The organism is Myxacorys almedinensis A (assembly GCF_010091945.1).
Lineage (GTDB): Bacteria > Cyanobacteriota > Cyanobacteriia > Leptolyngbyales > Leptolyngbyaceae > Myxacorys > Myxacorys almedinensis.
The window spans coordinates 104,852-123,467 of sequence record NZ_WVIE01000015.1 but is presented as its reverse complement, the minus strand read 5'-3'; the positions used below and the strand labels follow the sequence as shown (position 1 = coordinate 123,467).

12 protein-coding genes are annotated in these 18,616 nt (G+C 49.6%); 6 read left to right on the top strand and 6 right to left on the bottom strand.

Features of this window, described 5'->3' with window-relative positions:
• The first annotated feature begins 101 nt into the window (after positions 1-101).
• Complete coding sequence (gene lptC / locus GS601_RS14115) at positions 102-1,259, top strand: LPS export ABC transporter periplasmic protein LptC (RefSeq protein ID WP_162423925.1); 1,158 nt, start codon at positions 102-104, stop codon at positions 1,257-1,259.
• 52 nt (positions 1,260-1,311) lie between these two features.
• Here lptC and GS601_RS14110 read toward each other — a convergent pair whose 3' ends face one another.
• Positions 1,312-2,757 carry a sodium/glutamate symporter gene (locus GS601_RS14110; RefSeq protein WP_162423924.1) on the bottom strand — a complete coding sequence of 482 codons (1,446 nt, stop codon included), beginning with the start codon at positions 2,755-2,757 and terminating at the stop codon, positions 1,312-1,314.
• Positions 2,758-3,014: 257 nt separating this feature from the next.
• A complete protein-coding gene (locus GS601_RS14105; RefSeq protein WP_162423923.1) occupies positions 3,015-4,082 on the bottom strand; it encodes a mannose-1-phosphate guanylyltransferase in 1,068 nt (355 codons plus the stop codon).
• Between the two features lie 793 nt (positions 4,083-4,875).
• Here GS601_RS14105 and GS601_RS14100 point away from each other — a divergent pair.
• Both GS601_RS14100 and GS601_RS14095 read left to right on the top strand, forming a co-directional pair.
• Positions 4,876-6,249, top strand: a complete 1,374-nt coding sequence (locus GS601_RS14100) for an LCP family protein (protein ID WP_202925089.1) — start codon at positions 4,876-4,878, stop codon at positions 6,247-6,249.
• Positions 6,250-6,255: 6 nt separating this feature from the next.
• Positions 6,256-6,807: a pentapeptide repeat-containing protein gene (locus tag GS601_RS14095; RefSeq protein ID WP_238393262.1), complete on the top strand. Its 552-nt coding sequence runs from the start codon at positions 6,256-6,258 to the stop codon at positions 6,805-6,807.
• Between the two features lie 210 nt (positions 6,808-7,017).
• Here the strand turns inward: GS601_RS14095 and GS601_RS14090 are convergent, their stop codons facing one another.
• Positions 7,018-7,944 carry an SGNH/GDSL hydrolase family protein gene (locus GS601_RS14090; protein WP_202925088.1) on the bottom strand — a complete coding sequence of 309 codons (927 nt, stop codon included), beginning with the start codon at positions 7,942-7,944 and terminating at the stop codon, positions 7,018-7,020.
• 396 nt (positions 7,945-8,340) lie between these two features.
• Between GS601_RS14090 and mutS the strand changes: the two genes are divergently transcribed.
• Positions 8,341-11,031, top strand: a complete 2,691-nt coding sequence (gene mutS, locus GS601_RS14085; RefSeq protein WP_162423921.1) for a DNA mismatch repair protein MutS — start codon at positions 8,341-8,343, stop codon at positions 11,029-11,031.
• Here mutS and GS601_RS14080 read toward each other — a convergent pair.
• Together GS601_RS14080 and GS601_RS14075 are read right to left on the bottom strand one after the other, a co-directional pair.
• A complete protein-coding gene (locus tag GS601_RS14080) occupies positions 11,014-13,242 on the bottom strand; it encodes a sensor domain-containing protein (RefSeq protein WP_162423920.1) in 2,229 nt (742 codons plus the stop codon). The genes mutS and GS601_RS14080 overlap by 18 nt on opposite strands.
• 291 nt (positions 13,243-13,533) lie before the next feature.
• Entirely contained in the window at positions 13,534-14,385 is an 852-nt protein-coding gene (locus tag GS601_RS14075) for an alpha/beta fold hydrolase (protein WP_162423919.1), read from the bottom strand.
• Positions 14,386-14,818: 433 nt separating this feature from the next.
• Between GS601_RS14075 and GS601_RS14070 the strand changes: the two genes are divergently transcribed.
• Positions 14,819-15,052 (top strand): Nif11-like leader peptide family natural product precursor, encoded by a 234-nt coding sequence (locus tag GS601_RS14070; protein WP_162423918.1) that lies wholly within the window; start codon positions 14,819-14,821, stop codon positions 15,050-15,052.
• Positions 15,053-15,158: 106 nt separating this feature from the next.
• Positions 15,159-17,048 carry a S9 family peptidase gene (locus GS601_RS14065; RefSeq protein ID WP_162423917.1) on the top strand — a complete coding sequence of 630 codons (1,890 nt, stop codon included), beginning with the start codon at positions 15,159-15,161 and terminating at the stop codon, positions 17,046-17,048.
• Between the two features lie 123 nt (positions 17,049-17,171).
• On the opposite strand, the gene GS601_RS14060 is transcribed toward GS601_RS14065, so the two are convergent.
• Positions 17,172-18,593 carry a hypothetical protein gene (locus GS601_RS14060; protein ID WP_162423916.1) on the bottom strand — a complete coding sequence of 474 codons (1,422 nt, stop codon included), beginning with the start codon at positions 18,591-18,593 and terminating at the stop codon, positions 17,172-17,174.
• Between the last annotated feature and the right edge of the window lie 23 nt (positions 18,594-18,616).

Sequence of the window (18,616 nt, the reverse complement as noted above, 5' to 3'; positions counted from 1 at the left end):
TAAACTTGGGGATCTTTCGGGGCAGGAATCCGTCTACTGTAGAGGGATCTGCCCCTTGTTTGTGTGAAATTTTGTTTTGTTAAGCATAGAGGAAAGCGACTGTGAGCCGAACGATCGCATCAAAAGGACTTGCCCTAAATCTGCTTCTCGTCACCCTCTGGGTCGGAACAGGAGCCTGCGCCAGACCCAATCGCTCGGCTGAAAAATTTGCTCAAGATACCGAAGCCGCCCAAACCTTCGACAGCAATCTCACGTTTAATAACGTCACGCTTCAAGAAGCCGACGAAAAAGGGCAACTGTGGTGGAAGGTGAAGGCAAAACAAGCGACCTACAGCGAAGATAAACGAAATGCCGTCGTTGTCGAACCGAAAGGCGAACTGTACCAAGACGGCAAACCGATTTATACGATCGAAGCTCAAAAAAGTGAGATTCAGCAAGATGGCAAATCGATCGTGCTAAAAGGAGCCATTACGGCAACCGCCATAAAAGATGGATCGGTCTTTAAGGGGAACGAGATCGAATGGCGTCCGACTGAGAATGTGATGTTTATTCGAGACCAGTTTACGGGCACTCACAAGCAGATGCAGATTGCCGCAAAACAAGGGCGTTTCTTAACTCGTGAAGATAAAGTTGATATTTCTGGAAGCATTGTGGCGACGCTCAACGATCCGCAAATGAAGCTGCAAACCGAGCATTTAATTTGGGATACAAAGCAGGAAAACATTGTGGGCGATCGCCCGATTCAACTGGAACGGTATCAGAATAAAGTCGTGAGCGATCGCGGCGGTGCTAATGCTGGCGATGTGGATCTCAAAACAAAAATCGTCACTCTCCGAGGCGATGCCAAAATTACTGCCAACGGGTCAAATCTCAATATTAGCGGCAACTTATTAACCTGGAATATCGACGCCCAAACTCTGAATGCCCCCCAGCCTGTGACGATCGTCAATCCGGTTCAACAAACAACGATCACAGCCAATGCAGGCAGTTTTGACCTCCAGCAGAATGTGGCTCGCCTAGAGGGAAATGTGCGGGGCAACGGTGAAAAAAATCAGTCTCAGCTTACGGCAAATCAGGTAACGTGGTTTCTTGACACTCAGCAATTTCAAGCAGAAGGCAATGTGAACTATAACCAGCAGAATCCGCCTTTCAAAATTGCGGGACCCAAAGCAAGTGGTAAATTAGACGATCAGCAAGTGGCGGTGAGTGGCAACAGCAGTAGCAGAGTCGAGCTTGAAATTGTGCCACAGGTTAGGTAGGGGACGCGATGGGTAAGGGATAGGGAATGCTGCGATCGCACCTTCTTTCTCATCAAGGAGATGCAGTCGGTATATTTTGGTGCTTGATGCGATTGCAATTGTATACCCCAAAGATCAGCCAACCGGCTAACAGTGCCGTGGTCAGCAGCAGCACCGGAACGGCACCAAATCGCACGACTAAAGGCGGGGCAGCAGCCGTAAACAAGCCGCCTCCCACGATCGGTTCAAAAAACAACTGCTTGTAAGCAAACCCCTCAAACGCCCCCGACTGGTTATCAGGATCAACCATTCGTAGCAGCAGCAGCCCCGTAGAGGTCACGCCCATAGACTGCCCCATATCTCCAATTCCCCGCTCAAACCAGTACACAGGCATGAGACGAGGCGCAATAAAGACAAACGCGAACACGTTCCAAGCAATTCCAGCCACCGACAGAATCAGAAAAGGGACAAGATTATCCCCCAGCACCGCGAGCGAAATTGTTGCCAGCGCGGTGACGATGGTAATGTCTAAGGCTAAACCGCCAATCCGCTCGATCAGCGGACGGCTAATCAGATAGGTTCGCCCGGTTTGCTTTAAGAGAATTTGCACGATGATACCGCCAATCAGCGCCATGGGAAACAGGGGAACATAGGTCAGGAGCACAAACCCAGTTCTGCCCCAAGTCACTGCCTCAAACCAGCGCAACCCTTCTAAAATCAACCAACCAATCGCGATCGCAAGTCCCACAAATCCAAAGTTGAGCGATAGCGGGTCAATCAACAGTTCGCGAAACAGTTTGGCTCTCGCCGTTTGAATATGCGCCGGTTCACCCGACGCCTGACTCTCCAGGTCTGATGTGTCGCCCACCAACGCATCACGCTCGACTTGGATATGCCCATGACGTCGCCCCCAATCGATCAACCAAGTGCCAGCAATTACCCCTGAGACCAACCCAACCGTTGCTAAAGCAAGCGCCAAATCTGCCCCAGCAGCGAACCCCAATTCTGTAAAGGTAGGAGCCATGCCTGCTGCGGTTCCGTGCCCGCCTTCAAACGCCACTTCAATTAGGCATCCGGCAATGGGTGGCAGCCCAAACATAGGCGTTAACAGAGTCATCGCCAGCAGCAATCCTACGACATACTGCCCCCACGCCAGAGTCTGACCAAACGCCGCTTGCGGAGAAGCTTTGCGCCAGATAGTGCGTAGTCCTGGAATGGGCTGTCCGAGAAAAATGGCGGCAAAGACGATATTGATAAAGATGCCAGGAGACTGTGCCCAGACCGCGCGGATAGTTTCAGAGAAGATGCCGCCCGCAAGCGCCGCCTCGGCATTCACCGTGCTCTTGACGATCGCACCTAAAATCCCAGGTCCTAGCCCTAACGCGAGCAGCCCCGCTACAACTGAGCTTGGAATATAGAGCGATCGCAAGACGCCAATTCGTTGTCGAACAAATCGCCCGACCAAAATCAAAATAGCGATAAGCGTAAATGCCCAGAATACGTCGATTAGCCTAAACATGGTCAAATGCAGCACTTCGCCGCCACTAGCGATGGATTAAAACTGACGAAATATCCTGGAGCGCCCTCCCCTAGCCCCTCTCCGGCAAAAGAAGAGACCAAAAGGGTCGCTCTTTTCCCAGAAAGAAGCAATCAGGAAGATAGGCGACCTGCTTTACGAGACGGTTTTCAAAGACGGTCTTGAATCGGCGTAAGTCCTAATGGACAAGATTATGTCACATCTGCTTTAAGAGATTTCTGCCTCTAGATAGGTGCAAGCTATAGCAAATCCTCAAACTCAGGGCGCAACTGGATAGACTTGAGCACATCTTTTATTTCTTGAGTGCGATCTTTTTTCACAATCAGGGTAACGTTGCCATCGCGCACAATCACTGTATCTTCTAGCCCAATCGTGACAATCAGATCATCTTTATCGGTGGCATAAAACAGTGCCCCTCGCGTGTCTAAACCAACATGCCGCGCCAACTCCACATTCGGATTTTCACTCTTGAGTAGCCGCTCGATTGCCGCCCAATCTCCCAGATCATCCCACCCAAACGTGACAGGTAAGACGCAGGCGCGATCGGTTTTCTCCATCAGCGCGTAGTCGATACTTTTCTTCGGCATCGTTGAATATGCCTCAAGCCCACGCTTTTCTAGCGGTAAAAGAATTTCTGGGGCATGGTGACGTAATTCTTGCAGCGCCACGTCTGCCCGAAATACGAACATTCCGCCATTCCAGCTAAACCGACCGCTCGCTAAAAAAGCCTCTGCTGTCTCTCGATCGGGCTTTTCAGTAAAGCGATCGACGCGATAGGCAGGAGAGGAAGACGTGCCAAATAGCCCCAATTTTTCACCCTGCTCAATGTAGCCGTAGCCTGTTGCAGCGTGGGTAGGCGCGATCCCCAGAGTTACGATCGCGGCGGCTTGTTTTGCCACCTCTGATGCCGCCTCCAAGGTTTTCTCAAACCCCGCCTGATCTGCAATCCAATGATCGGCTGGAAAAAAGCCAGTTATTACCGATTCTCCATAGCGTTTTGCAATCTCTAGCGTGCTCCAAGCCACGGCTGGGGCAGTATCTCGTCCTTCAGGCTCTACCAACAGATTTTGAGGGGGCAACTCTGGCAACTGTTCCAGAACTCCGTCTTCTAAATGAGATGCCGTAACAATAAACAGATGCTCCCATCCGCGAGCCGTGTTCAGCAACCGATCGGCGGTGGCTTGCAGCAGGCTACGACCACTTCCATCTAGACTTAAAAATTGCTTTGGACGGTGTTTCCGGCTAAGCGGCCAAAACCGCTCGCCTTTACCACCCGCGAGAATAACAGGTACGAGAGAGTGCGTCATGATCATTTAATGCGCGTTGCAGCCAGTCAGGGGCAAGGGTGAGGGTAAACACAGTCGATTGAAAATGGTGAATTGAAAATAGTGGAGCGCGAAAATTACGCCATTGAAGATAGCCTTCATCCGTCAACTCTTCTTTCTAGGGAAAGGAAAGCTAGGACTTTTGGTTTTCTCTCTTCTAGAAGAAAAGCTAGGGATAAGGGCGTTCTAGGACATAGCATTAGTTTTACAGATTTAAAGATTTAAGCTAGGACCAACCGTTCGGTCAGATTCTAATCAATCTAGATGGCTCCTTGCTCAATTCAATCTAATTTCTGTTGTTTCTTTCCACTTCTACCCTTTTCTTCATTAATCCCATCTTTCCGAAAAGTTGTGAATTGAAATGGAAGACTTAACTAGGAGGCCGAATTTATCTGATAAGCATTTATACTTATTAAAAGCATAAATTATTAGGAGGTTGGTGAGTGTAAAGTTAGGGCAAAGTGTCACCAGGACGGTTTTGTGATCATCAGGGTTTAAGTCAAGGGTTAAGAGGCTAGAGGCTGCGATCGCAGATCAACTGAGGACTTTCTTGAGGCAGAATATTCGCAGAAATCTCTTGATTTAATAGACTTTGATTACGGTAAATTTTGCGGGTGTATCGTGTTCTGGGCTGTTCAATTTGGGCAAAAGCAAGTAAATTACGTCTTGTAGATGAGCCGTGTTAAGAAAGTGATCCGCTAGTATTGCAGCAGGTTGCATTTAGGGACATTCTAGCGGGGCGAGTTTTTGAGGTAAGGGGAAGGGAGTGAAACCGTTGAAGAATCAATCCACGCTGAAGCAACCAGAGTTAGGTAACCCATCGGGCGCAACCCGTTCTCATCCTTCAGACCTTTCGGCTCCATCGCTTAAGCGCAAGTCCTCGGCTCGCTCGTTGCTATGGGCAATCACATTTCTGGCGACGGCTGGGATATCAGCAACCTTGGGCACAACTTTAGCTCTCATTGCTCCAATTCCTGGGGCTGTGGCTCCCTCAGAAGGGCAGAAGCTATTTGGCGACCTCTGGAGTAGCGGCTTTCAGTACCGAGTGTCGCGCCCTGTAAATATTCTGGTCATGGGGATCGATGGTGTTCCTGATGCTCCGGTTGGGTCAGACGAGATGTTTGCAGGGCGGAGCGACACGTTACTTGTAATTCATGTTGACCCGACGGATCGGTCTGTGAAATTGCTTTCTGTGCCCAGAGATACTCAGGTAGAGGTTCCGGGGATTGGCATTACCAAAATTAATCAGGCGAATGAGAGCGGCGGTCCGCTTTTGGCACGGGAAGCAGTAAGCCAAACTCTCAACGGCATTGAGATCGATCGCTACGTTCGGGTTAGCACCGATGCTTTTCGTGAACTAGTCAATTTGCTGGGGGGAGTCCAGGTTTATGTGCCAGAACCTATGCAATATACCGACAACACCCAAAAACTCAAGATTGATCTCACTCAAGGTTGGCAAACTTTAAACGGGGATCAGGCTGAGCAGTTTGCGCGGTTTCGCCAAGATAATTATGGGGATATTGGTCGGGTGCAGCGTCAGCAAGTTCTGATTAAGGCATTGAGAGAGAAATTAACGAGTCCCTTAGTTGTGCCTCGCATTCCCAGTTTGATTGGGATGATGCAAAAGTATATCGACACTAATCTCAGCGTTGAAGAAATGTTGTCGTTGCTCAATTTGGGGCTGAAATTAGATAAAGATGATTTTAAGATGGTGATGTTGCCTGGGCGGTTTAGCGCGCCGGACGAATTCAAAGCTAGCTATTGGATTATGGATCCCCAAGGGCGCGATCGCGTGGTGCAAGACTTTCTCACCCCTTCTTCAACCAGGCTAAGTTCTGAGCTTCCCAGCACGGATCTCAAGATCGCAGTTCAAAATGCGTCTGTGGAGGGGGAAGCGGCAGATCAGGTGATTCGCCATCTCTCAAGCTTGGGCTATACCAATGTTTATTTGACTAGGGATTGGAGCGAAGGGCAACAGAAAACCCAAGTTATCGTTCAGCGAGGGGATGTGCAGGCGGCAAAAGCGCTTCAAAGCGCCCTAGGTTTTGGTACGATCGAGGCGTCTTCGACAGGCGATCTCGATTCTGATCTGACCATCCGAGTTGGAGATGACTGGCTGACCCAACAGCACTTGAACGCTTATCCTTAACCTGCCATGTTGTCAATTACGCCAGACCCGATTAAAGCAAGTCTGTTTCGACCGATGCCGTGGTGGGCGGTGATCTTTCGGCTTGCGATCGCAACATTTTTCGCCTGGGTTTGGATTTTGCTCAGCGCGGCTCCCGTCAATGCCCAAGAGATGAAAAACTACGCCCATGCTCAAATTGAAGAGCAAGATTTCTCTCATCAAAATCTAGAGGGATATACGTTTATGGCGGTTGAGGCGAGAGGAACAAATTTTCAGGGAGCCAATCTCAAAAGCTCGATGTTGACCAAAGGAAATCTTCTACAAGCTAATTTGGAGGGAGCCAGTCTAGAAGATGCGTTGGTTGATCGAGTGACGCTTTACAAAGCAAACTTGGCAAATGCAAATCTAACAGGGGCAACGCTTTCCAACAGCATCCTCGATGAAGCGGAGATTACGGGTGCAGACTTTACCGATGCGATCGTGGATCGATACACGGCAACTCAACTGTGCAAACGGGCAGCAGGCAGAAATCCTGTAACCGGAGTAGAAACCCGCGAGAGCTTGGGTTGCCGAGATTAAAGTTTCTAAACAAACGTGAGTTCGACAGAGTTCCTGCGCTGCGATCGCAGATCCGGGAAGCGGCAAACAACGAAGCAGATAATCTATATCGAATTCACGTTAAACAAATCTAACCAGAGCACATCGACCCACTCAGAGATTCCAACTCAAAAAACGCTGGGGTGTAAAGGCAATCGTTTAATTTTTAAACGCTAACCTTTAGACTGCAAATTACGGACTAGAACTCACTTGAGCCGCTTTTTGCAACAATGAAAAAGCGGTGTCAGCTAAAATTTGGTGCGTTCTGGTCGTGGGATGAATGCCATCCCAAAAGAGAAATTCGTTTGGTTGAGTACAGGTTGGGGTGTTGAGACATCCATTCGTTACATTTGTCAGCCCAAATTGGCTAGGAGATGCGATCGCATCTCGATATAAACCACTCACATCTAAGGTAAAAACTTGGGTGTCTGCTCCTAACGTTTGATTTAGGGATTTCAAAGCTTGCGCTAACGCTGCATTGTGCGCCTGTGTTGTACGGCTCAGCGCAGCAGCAGATGCCCGGTTGCGCGTGGCTGGAAGACGACCTAGATCGGGCAAATTTGCCACTAAAAATTTTTCTGCGCCAGTTTTAGCCAACAAGTTAATCGCAGTGGTGATGTTTTCAACCACAGGCTTTGAATTGTTTTCTCCAGATAAATAATCATTTGCACCGACCCAAACAACATACAGCGCTGTAGGATCGCCCTGCGGATGAGTTTCGATAAAGTTTTGAACTTGAGCCAAAACGCCAGGGATACCATTTTCGCGGTAATTTGCCGTTGTTGCACCGCCATAGGCAAAATTTTCGGTCTGCTCGGTTCTCAATCCTAACTTTTTTGATAACTGCTCAACCCACACCAAACCGTTAGAATAGCGCCCCTGAAAATAAGGCGGCGTGGGCGGATAGGCACCTTCTGTCTCACGAAACACGTTGCCTGAGTCAGAAAGACTGTCGCCAAACACATAAAGCTGATTAATCTGGGAAGGGATGGGAGAAGCCGCTTGTAGCCTTTGAGTTTGAGAGTTGGGAGGCGAAACATTCTGAGGCTGAACGATCTGAAGTTGGGTTTGACACGATGCCATCAATCCGGTTAACACTACCAAACCTAAACATCTCATAGGGGACAGTTTCTTCATGGAATCACTTGCGTTTACAAACATCAGCGTAGGCAAATACATCTGTGAGTTCACTGTCTTTGGTCATAGATATCTTCGGTCATAGATATTAGAGTTGACACAATTTCTAGCGTATCAAGTTGAGCGTATCAAGCTAGGCATGGCTAAATCAGGGTGTGAATGGCTGTCTTTGACATGGTTTACAGCGCTTAGATGGCTTATAGTGCAAGGATAAAGATTTTTGAAAGAGTCGGCAATCTAACGATCGCAGCAGCTTGTCATCTAATATATGTAATGCAAGTATATGTAATGCAAGTTGAAAAATAGACGAGAGCAGACGGCTTCAAGTGCTTGTCCCAATGCGCTACAGTTTAGTAGACCCGTACTGATTGATTCGGCATGACCGTTTCTCCTCCAGAACCAAATTCTACTCACGGCGTTCCTGATCGTTTGATCAAACATGCGGTGCGCTATGCCGATCATCAATTGGTCAACCGGAACGATCTCACTCCAATGATGCGTCACTACGCCGACGTAAAAGATCAGTATCCCCATGCTATTTTGCTCTACCGAGTTGGCGATTTCTACGAAACGTTTTTTCAAGATGCGATCGTCATTTCGCGAGAGTTAGAAATCGTCCTGACTTCTAAGGATGGGGGTAAAGATGTGGGGCGAGTTCCGTTATCTGGCATTCCTCATCATGCCCTTGATCGCTACTCTGCCCAGTTGGTTGAAAAGGGGTATGCGATCGCGGTGTGTGATCAGGTAGAAGATCCGGCTGAAGCTCAAGGCTTGGTTCGTCGCGAAATCACTCGTGTGATTACACCCGGAACCATTCTAGAAGAAGGAATGCTCAACGCTCGACGCAACAATTTTTTAGTCGCAGTGGTGATTGCTGGAACCCACTGGGGGCTTGCTTATGCAGATATTTCAACCGGGGAATTTTTGACCACCCAATCGAGCGGGCTTGATGCCCTCAACCACGAAATTACTCGGCTCCAGCCCGCAGAAATTTTATGCCCGACCAATGCACCTGATTTAGGACGATTGCTGCGCCCCGGAGAAACGTCGAAACAGCTACCCGATTGTTTGCCGACTCAGTTTTGTTATACGCTGCGATCGCAAAGTCCTTTTTCCCAAGTAGAAGCACGTCAGCGATTATTGCAACGATTTCGAGTGCGATCACTAGAAGGAATGGGCTGCGAACATCTTCCGCTCGCAGTTCGGGCAGCAGGTGGATTGCTAGAGTATTTAGAAAGCACATCAGAACGAACTGTTTTAGATCGAAAAAAACATATCACTCCGCAGCAAGTTCCGCTTCAGCCTGTTTGTACGTATACACTCACAGAATATTTAACACTGGACAATCAAACTCGGCGCAATCTAGAGATCACTCAAACTGTTCGCGATGGAACCTTTCATGGATCATTACTGTGGGCACTTGATGAAACAATAACGCCAATGGGAAGTCGAGCGCTGCGGCGATGGCTATTGCAACCCTTATTAAACATTTCTGAGATCCAAGCGCGACAAGAGACGATCAAAGAATTAGTCGAAAATGGCATCCTGAGAGATGATCTGCAACGGCTGTTGCGACAGATCTATGACCTCGAACGCTTAGCGGGGCGTGCCGGATCGGGAACTGCCAGCCCGCGCGATTTGGTGAGCTTGGCAGACTCGGTGAGTCGGCTGCCAGACCTGAGTCGGCTTGTTGCCACAGCGCGATCGCCCTACCTGAAAGCGTTGCAAAACGTCCCCCCGGTTTTAGAGCATCTGGGAACCCGTCTCCACGCTCATCTCGTTGAGCGTCCGCCGTTAGCCATCAAAGACGGGGGCTTGATTCGCCCTGACATCGTTCCGCAGTTAGACGCCATGCGGCAGCAGGCGACCGCCGACGAAAAATGGCTGGCAGACCTGGAAGTTTTAGAGCGCGATCGCACTGGGCTTTCAACCCTGAAAGTAGGATATAGCAAAACGTTTGGCTACTTTATCAGCATTTCTCGTAGCAAAGCCGATCAGGTTCCTCCAGAGTACGAGCGCAAGCAAACCCTCACCAACGAAGAACGGTTTATCACCGCAGAACTCAAAGAGCGCGAAAGCCGAATTCTCAACGCTCGCAAAGAGTTGGGAGCAATGGAGTACGAAGTTTTCGTGAGTTTGCGGACAGAAGTCGGAGAACAGGCAGAACTGATTCGCTCTGTGGCTCATGCGGTCGCGGCGGCAGATGCCCTGGCAGGCTTGGCAAAGGTGGCGGTATATCAAGGCTACTGTTGCCCTGACATGGTGGCAGGTCGAGACATTGCGATCGGAGAAGGTCGTCACCCGGTGGTAGAGCAATCGCTGCCTGCTGGCTTTTTTGTGCCCAACTCTACCCAACTTGGCAAGAGCGATCACGATATTGCTCCTAGCCATCCTGATCTGATCGTTCTCACCGGACCCAATGCCAGTGGCAAAAGCTGCTACTTACGGCAGATTGGGTTGATCCAACTGATGGCACAGATGGGCAGCTTTGTTCCTGCTGAGCATGCTAGGCTGGGCATTTGCGATCGCATCTTCACTCGTGTTGGGGCAGTCGATGATCTCGCCACCGGTCAATCGACTTTTATGGTAGAGATGAACGAAACCGCCAATATTCTCAACCATGCCACCGCGCGATCGCTCGTTTTACTCGATGAAATCGGGCGGGGAACGGCTACCTTTGATGGGCTGTCGATCGCCTGGGCAGTTGCTGAGCATCTTGCTAGCGAGGTTCGCGCCCGCACTGTTTTTGCCACTCACTACCACGAACTCAACGAACTTGCCTCCCTGCTACCCAATGTCGAAAATTTTCAGGTGACCGTTAAAGAGATGCCCGACCAGATTATCTTTTTGCACAAAGTCCAACCGGGCGGAGCCGATCGCTCCTACGGCATCGAAGCAGGACGCCTCGCCGGACTGCCGCCCTCTGTAATCGATCGCGCCCGACAAGTGATGCATCAAATTGAGAAACATAGCAAAATTGCGATCGGTCTAGGGAAAGGCAAACCCAGCGACCCAACCACCCCTCAACCCGACAGCGATCTGACGACCCAGCTAGATATTTTCAGGTAGGCGCCCCGTTGTGGGCAGCACTTGAGCAAGCTGCTGAAAGGGGTTTGGTTGGGCAATTAGCTTGGCTGCCTCTTGCTTGGGTACCGGCTTGGAAAAGAGGAAGCCCTGAGCATATTCACACTTTAGCGCTTTTAGCTGGGCAAGTTGCTTGGTTGTTTCCACGCCCTCTGCCACCACATCCATGCCCAAATTCCACGCCAGAGTAATAATGGTTCGCACTAGCTCTAACTTTTCTCCATCCACGTCTACCCGGCTGATAAAAGATTGATCAATTTTCAGCAAATCCATTGGAAAGCGATAGAGATAGCCCAAAGATGAATAGCCTGTTCCAAAGTCATCCACCGATAGCTGAATCCCCATGGCTTTCAGTTGCAACAGCATATCCATCGCCGATTCGGTGTTTTCCATGATGGCGCTTTCGGTGATCTCTAACTTTAAACTGTGAGCGTTTAGCCCCGTTTCTGAGAGCGTTTGCCGGATTTGCCCAATTAAACTCTGCTGGGAAAACTGGCGACCAGATAGGTTGACACTGACCGTCAACGGAGGATCGTGGGGAAAGGCATCTTGCCATTCTTTGAGTTGTCGGCAAGACTCTCGCAACACCCACTGACCCAAGGGAATGATCAGTCCGGTTTCTTCGGCGATCGGCACAAATTTAGCTGGCGAAATGATCCCTTGTTCAGGATGCTGCCACCGCACGAGCGCCTCAAACCCCATAATTTTTCCAGTCGCCAGTGCCACGATGGGCTGGTAGTACAACTCAAAATCTTGATGGTCGATCGCTTTTCGCAAATCGTTCTCCATCTGCATCAGCGCCACTACATGGGTATGCATGTCGGTATCAAACACTTCATGACAGGCTTTGCCTTGGGCTTTTGCCCGATACATCGCAATATCTGAGCCGCGCAGCAAATCTTCTGGACGCTCAAAATCGGTTGTGCTCAACGTGATGCCGATACTAGCAGAGGTGAAAACTTCGTGCCCACTGAGCGAGAACGGGCGAGAAAGCTCTTCCTGAACGCGATCGGCAACTTTAGTTGCATCGCCTTCGTGCTGAATATTTTCCAGCAAGATGGTGAACTCATCGCCGCCTAACCGGGCAACGGTATCTAGACTCGATATACACGCTTCTAACCGCCGCGCGATCGCAACCAACAGTTGGTCGCCAATCATATGTCCCAAACTGTCGTTGATCACTTTAAAGCGATCGAGATCCAAAAATAGAACCGCAAACTGATAGTTACTGTCCTGCTTCACCCGGTTCACTGTAAGGGTGAGCCGCTCCATAAATAAGAGCCGATTTGGCAACCCGGTCAGCGGATCGTGAAACGCATTGCGGCGAAGCTGCTCTTCTGCAAGCTTGCGTTCTGTCACTTCTCGCATAACAGAGACAAAGTGAGTCACTTGCCCTTGCTCGTTGCGAATCGGAACCATGTTCACATCTACCCAAAAATGAGTGCCATTCTGACGGTAGAGAATGACTTCTGCCCTAACGGCTTCATGATCAAGCAAAGAGGTGCGGATCAGATTTAATTCGGCAGCCTCCGTTTTTTCGCCCAGCAAGATTTGCGCCGACTTGCCGATGATCTCGCCAGAACTATGCCCCGTTGCTCGGGAAAACGCATCGTTGACATAAACAATTCGCAAACTAAGGGGATCGTCAGTGGGTTCCGCCTGGGAAATCATCACGATTTCATTGGCATTCACCACAACAGATTCCAGCAGCCGAAGATACTCTTCTAACCATTTTCGTTCTGTAATGTCTTTGAGCGTGATCAGCGTGCCAACAGGCTGACCTTGGTTGCTGCACAGTAACGTCGAATTCACTTCTGCCCAAAACTTTCTGCCGTCTTTGCGCTTGAGTTGTCCCTCTTTCCAGCCGTAAAACTGCCGCGACTTATTGGTTTCATCTCCCTGAAAATCTAGCCAGCCATCGATCGCAGAGAAAAAGCGATCGGCGGGTTTGCCCACCATCTCCGCAACCGAACACCCCACCAATTTTGCCATCCGAGAATTGACCACAAGCACACAATCTTCAACATCTGTGATCACTACCCCATCATTTAAATTCTCGACGACTGTTTGCAAGAGCCAATCTGTTTCTCTGACACCCTTGAGATCAGGTTTGAGGTTCTTACTAATTGGGGTTTCCGTCGCCACCATTGGCTCTTTGGGGGTTTCCGCTTCCACATGCTGAAGGATTTTTGCCATGCCGCTTACGAGGTGAGGGTTGGAGCAGGTAGGGTTAGAAGGCGCAACCAGGTAAATTGCATAAACCTGCTTTTGATTATGGATGCGCTTGCAAATCTAGAAACTTAATCTCAAGGAAAAAAATTTATCCAAATTTGACATCGCCATCGGGCGAACAAAGTAGAACTTTACAAATCAGTTGACCGCTTACCCGCCTTAGTGAGGTACACCCTTTTAGATCACAGTCTTCCTCGCTCAGAGAAAAATACGTCAAGTTGGCAGAGTGCCGTTAGTTTACTTTTCCCGGAAAGCCTAACCAATGACCACTCGTTGGCGAATTAGGCTTGCCAACTCGGGTGCGTGGTTTTGGGGCAGGGCATGACTGGCACCCGGTAAGATCACTAGCTCTGCTTGGGGAATGCGTTGAGCATAAGTTTGGCTATGCCAGAGGGGAATCGTATCGTCTTGGTCGCCCGTAATTACTAAGGTAGGCACGGCGATTCGATGGATATCTTTTTCAACCGTATCGATCGCATCTTCAGGACGGAGTCGATCAACCAGAAACGATCGGGCTGCTGGTTGGGCGTTGAGTTGTTGTCGAAACCAGGCAATTTGCGCTAGGGGTTTCTCTTGCCCAAAGGCTCTGGCAATGGGAGTTACAACGTGAAGCGCCCAGTCTATGAGCGGGGTTTGCCAAAGCAACGGGCGGAGATGGTCGTACCGTCCTGCGAAGCTATCATCTCGAATTCCGGCTGGGGCTGCCAAAATCAACCCTTTGACCATTTCTGGATGCCGCACCGCATAAGCAGACGCCACCCATCCCCCAAATGAATGTCCTAAAAGGTAGAAACTCTCTAGCTGCAAAGCTTCTACCGCACGGCGCACAAATTCGACTTCTTTGGCAACGGTGTATTGGATCATGGGTTTGGTTGAATCCCCAAAGCCCAGCAAATCAAGCCCGATACAGTGATAGTGATGAGCCTGAAGCGCAGCCCCTTTAGCGTTGCTAAGCTGATCCATAAGCGGCAACCAACACCCCGCGTCGCCCATAAAGCCATGGAGCATTAGCAGTGGGGTGCCATCTCCCCGTTCTAAATAGGCAGCGTGGGCAGACTCTAGTCCGTCAAAACTAAGATGGATAGGCAGAGAATATTTTTTGAGCAAGGGATACTAAGTTCTGATGCTGTCTTTACTGTACCTAAGCTTCGTCCACTACGTATAGACTGAGTGATGTTCCTGCTCTGTATTGTCCAGAGGGAAGTCCCTATCTTATGCTCGATCACCGTGATGTTTCTGCTGCGGCTCAGGGTGCCAAATGCTAATTTTTGGTGAAATTACGTTGATGTTGCCCCAGCATCCAGAAACATGTAGTATTTTATACGTAGTTGAATTTATTTTTTCAGTAGAAGTTTGGGCTAATCTCCCGCCGAAGTCAGGTTTTTGCTAACTTCAGCCATGGCGTTAGAGCGTTGTTATGAACCGAGTTGCTCCCGACAGTGCTTTTTTAAATGGCTTGGTCTTGGGTCGGCAAATCAGGCTTGATGTACTGATAAATTTATGTGCGGAAAATACGTATATGTGATTGGAGGAAGTCAGGATGTCCTTAGAAAGTGCAACTCGGTTTTTAACGGCGGTGGCGGGCGATCAGTCGATGCGCGAGAAGTTTAACATGGTGAAAACGCCCGAAGACTTCTTGAGCATCTCCCATCAATTGGGCTATTGCTTCACCACAGCAGAGCTTTACAAAATTGTATCAGACCTGAGCGACAGCAGCAGTTTGCGTCGATCGACAGGCGTTTGGAAATGGTTGCGATCGCAGCAGTGGGTTTAAACCAAACCGATGCTTTGAAGCGTGAGTTTTCTCGTATGATTGGAGGATGAAATTTTTCTCAAGATTTTTAGCCGCAACGCTGGCTACTGTCCTCCTACCTGCCCTTATGGTTATGGCTCAGACTGCCACCATCACACCTGGAGAGAACCTGGTTGTTGAAGGGATTCCGCCGATTCCGTCTGCTTTGGCAGAAACCGTTGAGCGCTATACCCAATTTCGGTATGCCAGTTTGTTAAGTTGGCATCCTACCCGGCGAGAGATGCTGATTTCAACGCGCTTTGGGGAGGTGCCGCAGGTGCATTGGGTCAAAACCCCACTGGGCAGCCGGCAGCAGATTACGTTTTTTCCTGAACCAGTGGCTGGAGCTAGCTTTCAGCCGACGCAGGGCGACTACTTTGTGTTTAGCAAAGATATCGGTGGAAATGAATTTAGTCAAAACTACCGATATGACATCGCTTCGGGTAACATAGCGCTGCTGACCGATGGCAAATCTCGTAATAGTGGTGGGGTATGGTCAAACAAGGGCGATCGCAGAGTCTATACATCCACCCGTCGTAACGGGAAAGACGCCGATTTCTACGTGGTTGATCCGCAGAACCCAGAAGAGCGCTTGTTATCCCAGGTTGAGAGCGGAGGGTGGGGCGCTGCCGATTGGTCGCCTGACGATCAAAAAATTCTGGTTCAAGAATATATTTCTGCCACCGAAAGCAATCTCTGGATCGTAGATGCGACGTCAGGGGAGAAAACGCTAGTTACTCCAAACGCTGGCAAAAGCAAGGTTTCCTATGAAGGGGGAGCGTTTAGCAAAGACGGAAAAGGATTATATGTGGTTAGCGATCGCGAGTCTGAGTTTCTGCGATTGGCATATGTCGATCTTGCGACGCGACAGCATACCTACTTGACCAGCCAAATCCCTTGGGATGTGGAAGAATTTGATCTGTCAGACGATGGGAAATTGCTTGCGTTTGTGACCAATGAAGATGGAGCAAGTGTGTTGCACCTGCTTGAGACGGCAACAGGCAAGGAAAAAGCTCTACCCAAGCTGCCGATCGGGCAAGTGAGCAGTATTTCTTGGCATTCAAACAATCAAGATTTAGGGTTTACGCTGGTGGCAGCCCGATCAACTGCTGATGTCTATTCGCTAAATGTGACCAACAACACGATTGAGCGGTGGACAGAAAGCGAGACAGGAGGGCTAAACACTGCCAATTTCTCGGAACCAGAACTGGTTCGCTGGAAAAGCTTTGATGGTAAAACCATTTCTGGATTTCTCTACCGACCGCCCGCCAGGTTTGAAGGCAAGCGCCCAGTGATCATCAACATTCATGGCGGTCCAGAAAGCCAGTTTCGTCCCAGTTTCTTGGGGCGACTAAACTACTATCTCAATGAGTTGGGCGTTGCGATCGTATTTCCAAATGTCCGAGGATCGACGGGCTACGGTAAAACCTTTGTCGATTTGGATAATGGATTTCGGCGGGAAGATTCGGTGAAAGATATCGGGGCGCTCTTAGATTGGATTACCACACAGCCAACGTTAGACAAAGACCGAATTTTGGTAACCGGCGGAAGTTATGGTGGCTATATGTCTTTGGCTGTCGCAACCCGATATAGCGATCGCATTCGGGCGGCGATCGACATTGTAGGAATCTCGAATTTTGTGACGTTCCTAGAGCGAACCGAAAGTTACCGTCGTGATTTGCGACGGGTTGAATATGGGGATGAACGCGATCCAAAAATGCGAGCGTTTTTGCAGAAAATTTCGCCGGTGAATAACGCCAGCGCCATCAAAAAGCCGTTGTTTGTGGTGCATGGTCAGAATGATCCGCGGGTGCCTTTAAATGAGGCAGAGCAAATTGTTAAAACCGTTCGTAATAATCAGGTTCCCGTGTGGTATTTGATGGCAAAAGATGAGGGGCATGGATTTAGTAAAAAGAAAAATATCGATTTTCAGTTTTATGCAACGGTGATGTATATCCGAGAAACGTTGCTGAAGTAGCGCTGAAGTAGCAGGGTAATCTGGGTGAGTTGGGGCATGGTTGCCTCTGTGCAACTCACCCGCAAGCAAGACAAGGGTGAATAATTCGGGATTAAAACTCTGGTAGCTCACCCCTGATCTGGCTTATATTCTCGAACGGTGCCCAATCCGACGGGTTGCTTCTAAAATCGCTTCTACGTCTTCTTCGCTGGGTCGCCGCACATAGTTCACTTTGATTTCTTCGAGCAGATCGATTGCCAAGGTTTGCAACTCTCGAATCGATTGCTCGCGCTGCAATTCAGTAGCTAGAGTCTGTCCAAAGTTTTTGACCAGGCTACTGATCAATGCTGCTCCGGCTTGGTCTTCTAGAGCGGTGACGATCGCGCTATAAAGTCCCTGGGTGACTTCAGTTACCAATCGCTCGTTGATCTGGCGGGGCAAGTCTCCTACCATGGGCAGAGCTTTGAGGGCTTGATAGGCAGGCGACTGGTTAAGAATCATCTCGATCGTGTGGCGCATCAACGCTTCAAGATCGGGCTTAATTTTCGGCAACACTCCATACACTGTTGCCTGGAGTACGTGAGTTGCCAGATCTTGCAATTCATCGCGCTGATTGAGATCAATATAGGGGCGGTTAGCAGTCTCTAGCAGCCATCGAATCATTTCTCCCCGTGCGATCGCATCTTTTAACCGATTGATCACCTGCACAACAACAACTTCTGCCATGTCTTCCGAAATGTTGGCAACAAAGCCTCGACTGGCTTGAACCCGAAGCCGGGTGAGGTTGATAAATCTGGCATGTTCTAGCCGCACTAATGTCGGAATCAGGCGCAGCCATCGCCAGAAGGGAAGCAGTAGAAACAGATCATACCAACGCCACAGCATGGCATCGAGCCGCGTGAGACGGTTGAATCGGCTGAGGTAAGATGTTCGGGCTAAAAACTCTAACCCAAAGAGCACCATAAATGGCGCATCGAGCAGCCAAAACCAGTCGGTAAATTCACCGTTTTCGCCGATGCTACGGTAATAGTTGGTAGCGAATAAGGGGCGGATGTCGGTATTGAAAAAGGTTAGTTCTGAATCGACGCCTTTTTGCGCCAAATATTCCCGGCTCCAAAACGTAGCAAACGCCTGACGAGAGGAGCCGGTACGCCGTTGCCCAACAACGCGATCGCGCATCCGGTTTTTAATCTTCTCCAGGGTTCCAGACTTGTTAGCCGTTGAAAACGGGTTGCTTTGAATCAGGTCGTCGCTGCGATCGCGCAACTCTTGCAACTGAGTTTGCACTAACGCACTTTGCAGCCCGCCTTGCTGAAGGGCACGCTCTAACTGCTGGACGCTGGCTAAGTAGCCGTCTGTGTCTCTGTGCGGCTCAATGCCTTTCACACGGTCATACTGCTGCACCACTGCCGGAGCCGTGCGAAACCAGAAATCTCGCCACGGCAGATAGGTGATATCAAAAATAACGAGTCCAAGGTTTGTAAGAGCCGCGATCGCCATTGCTCGTTCAAACCAAAGATTTTTGCGACGAAAGAGAGGCGGCGTACTAGGTAAAACACGAGCCATACAGCCAGGATGCAAAGAGGGTA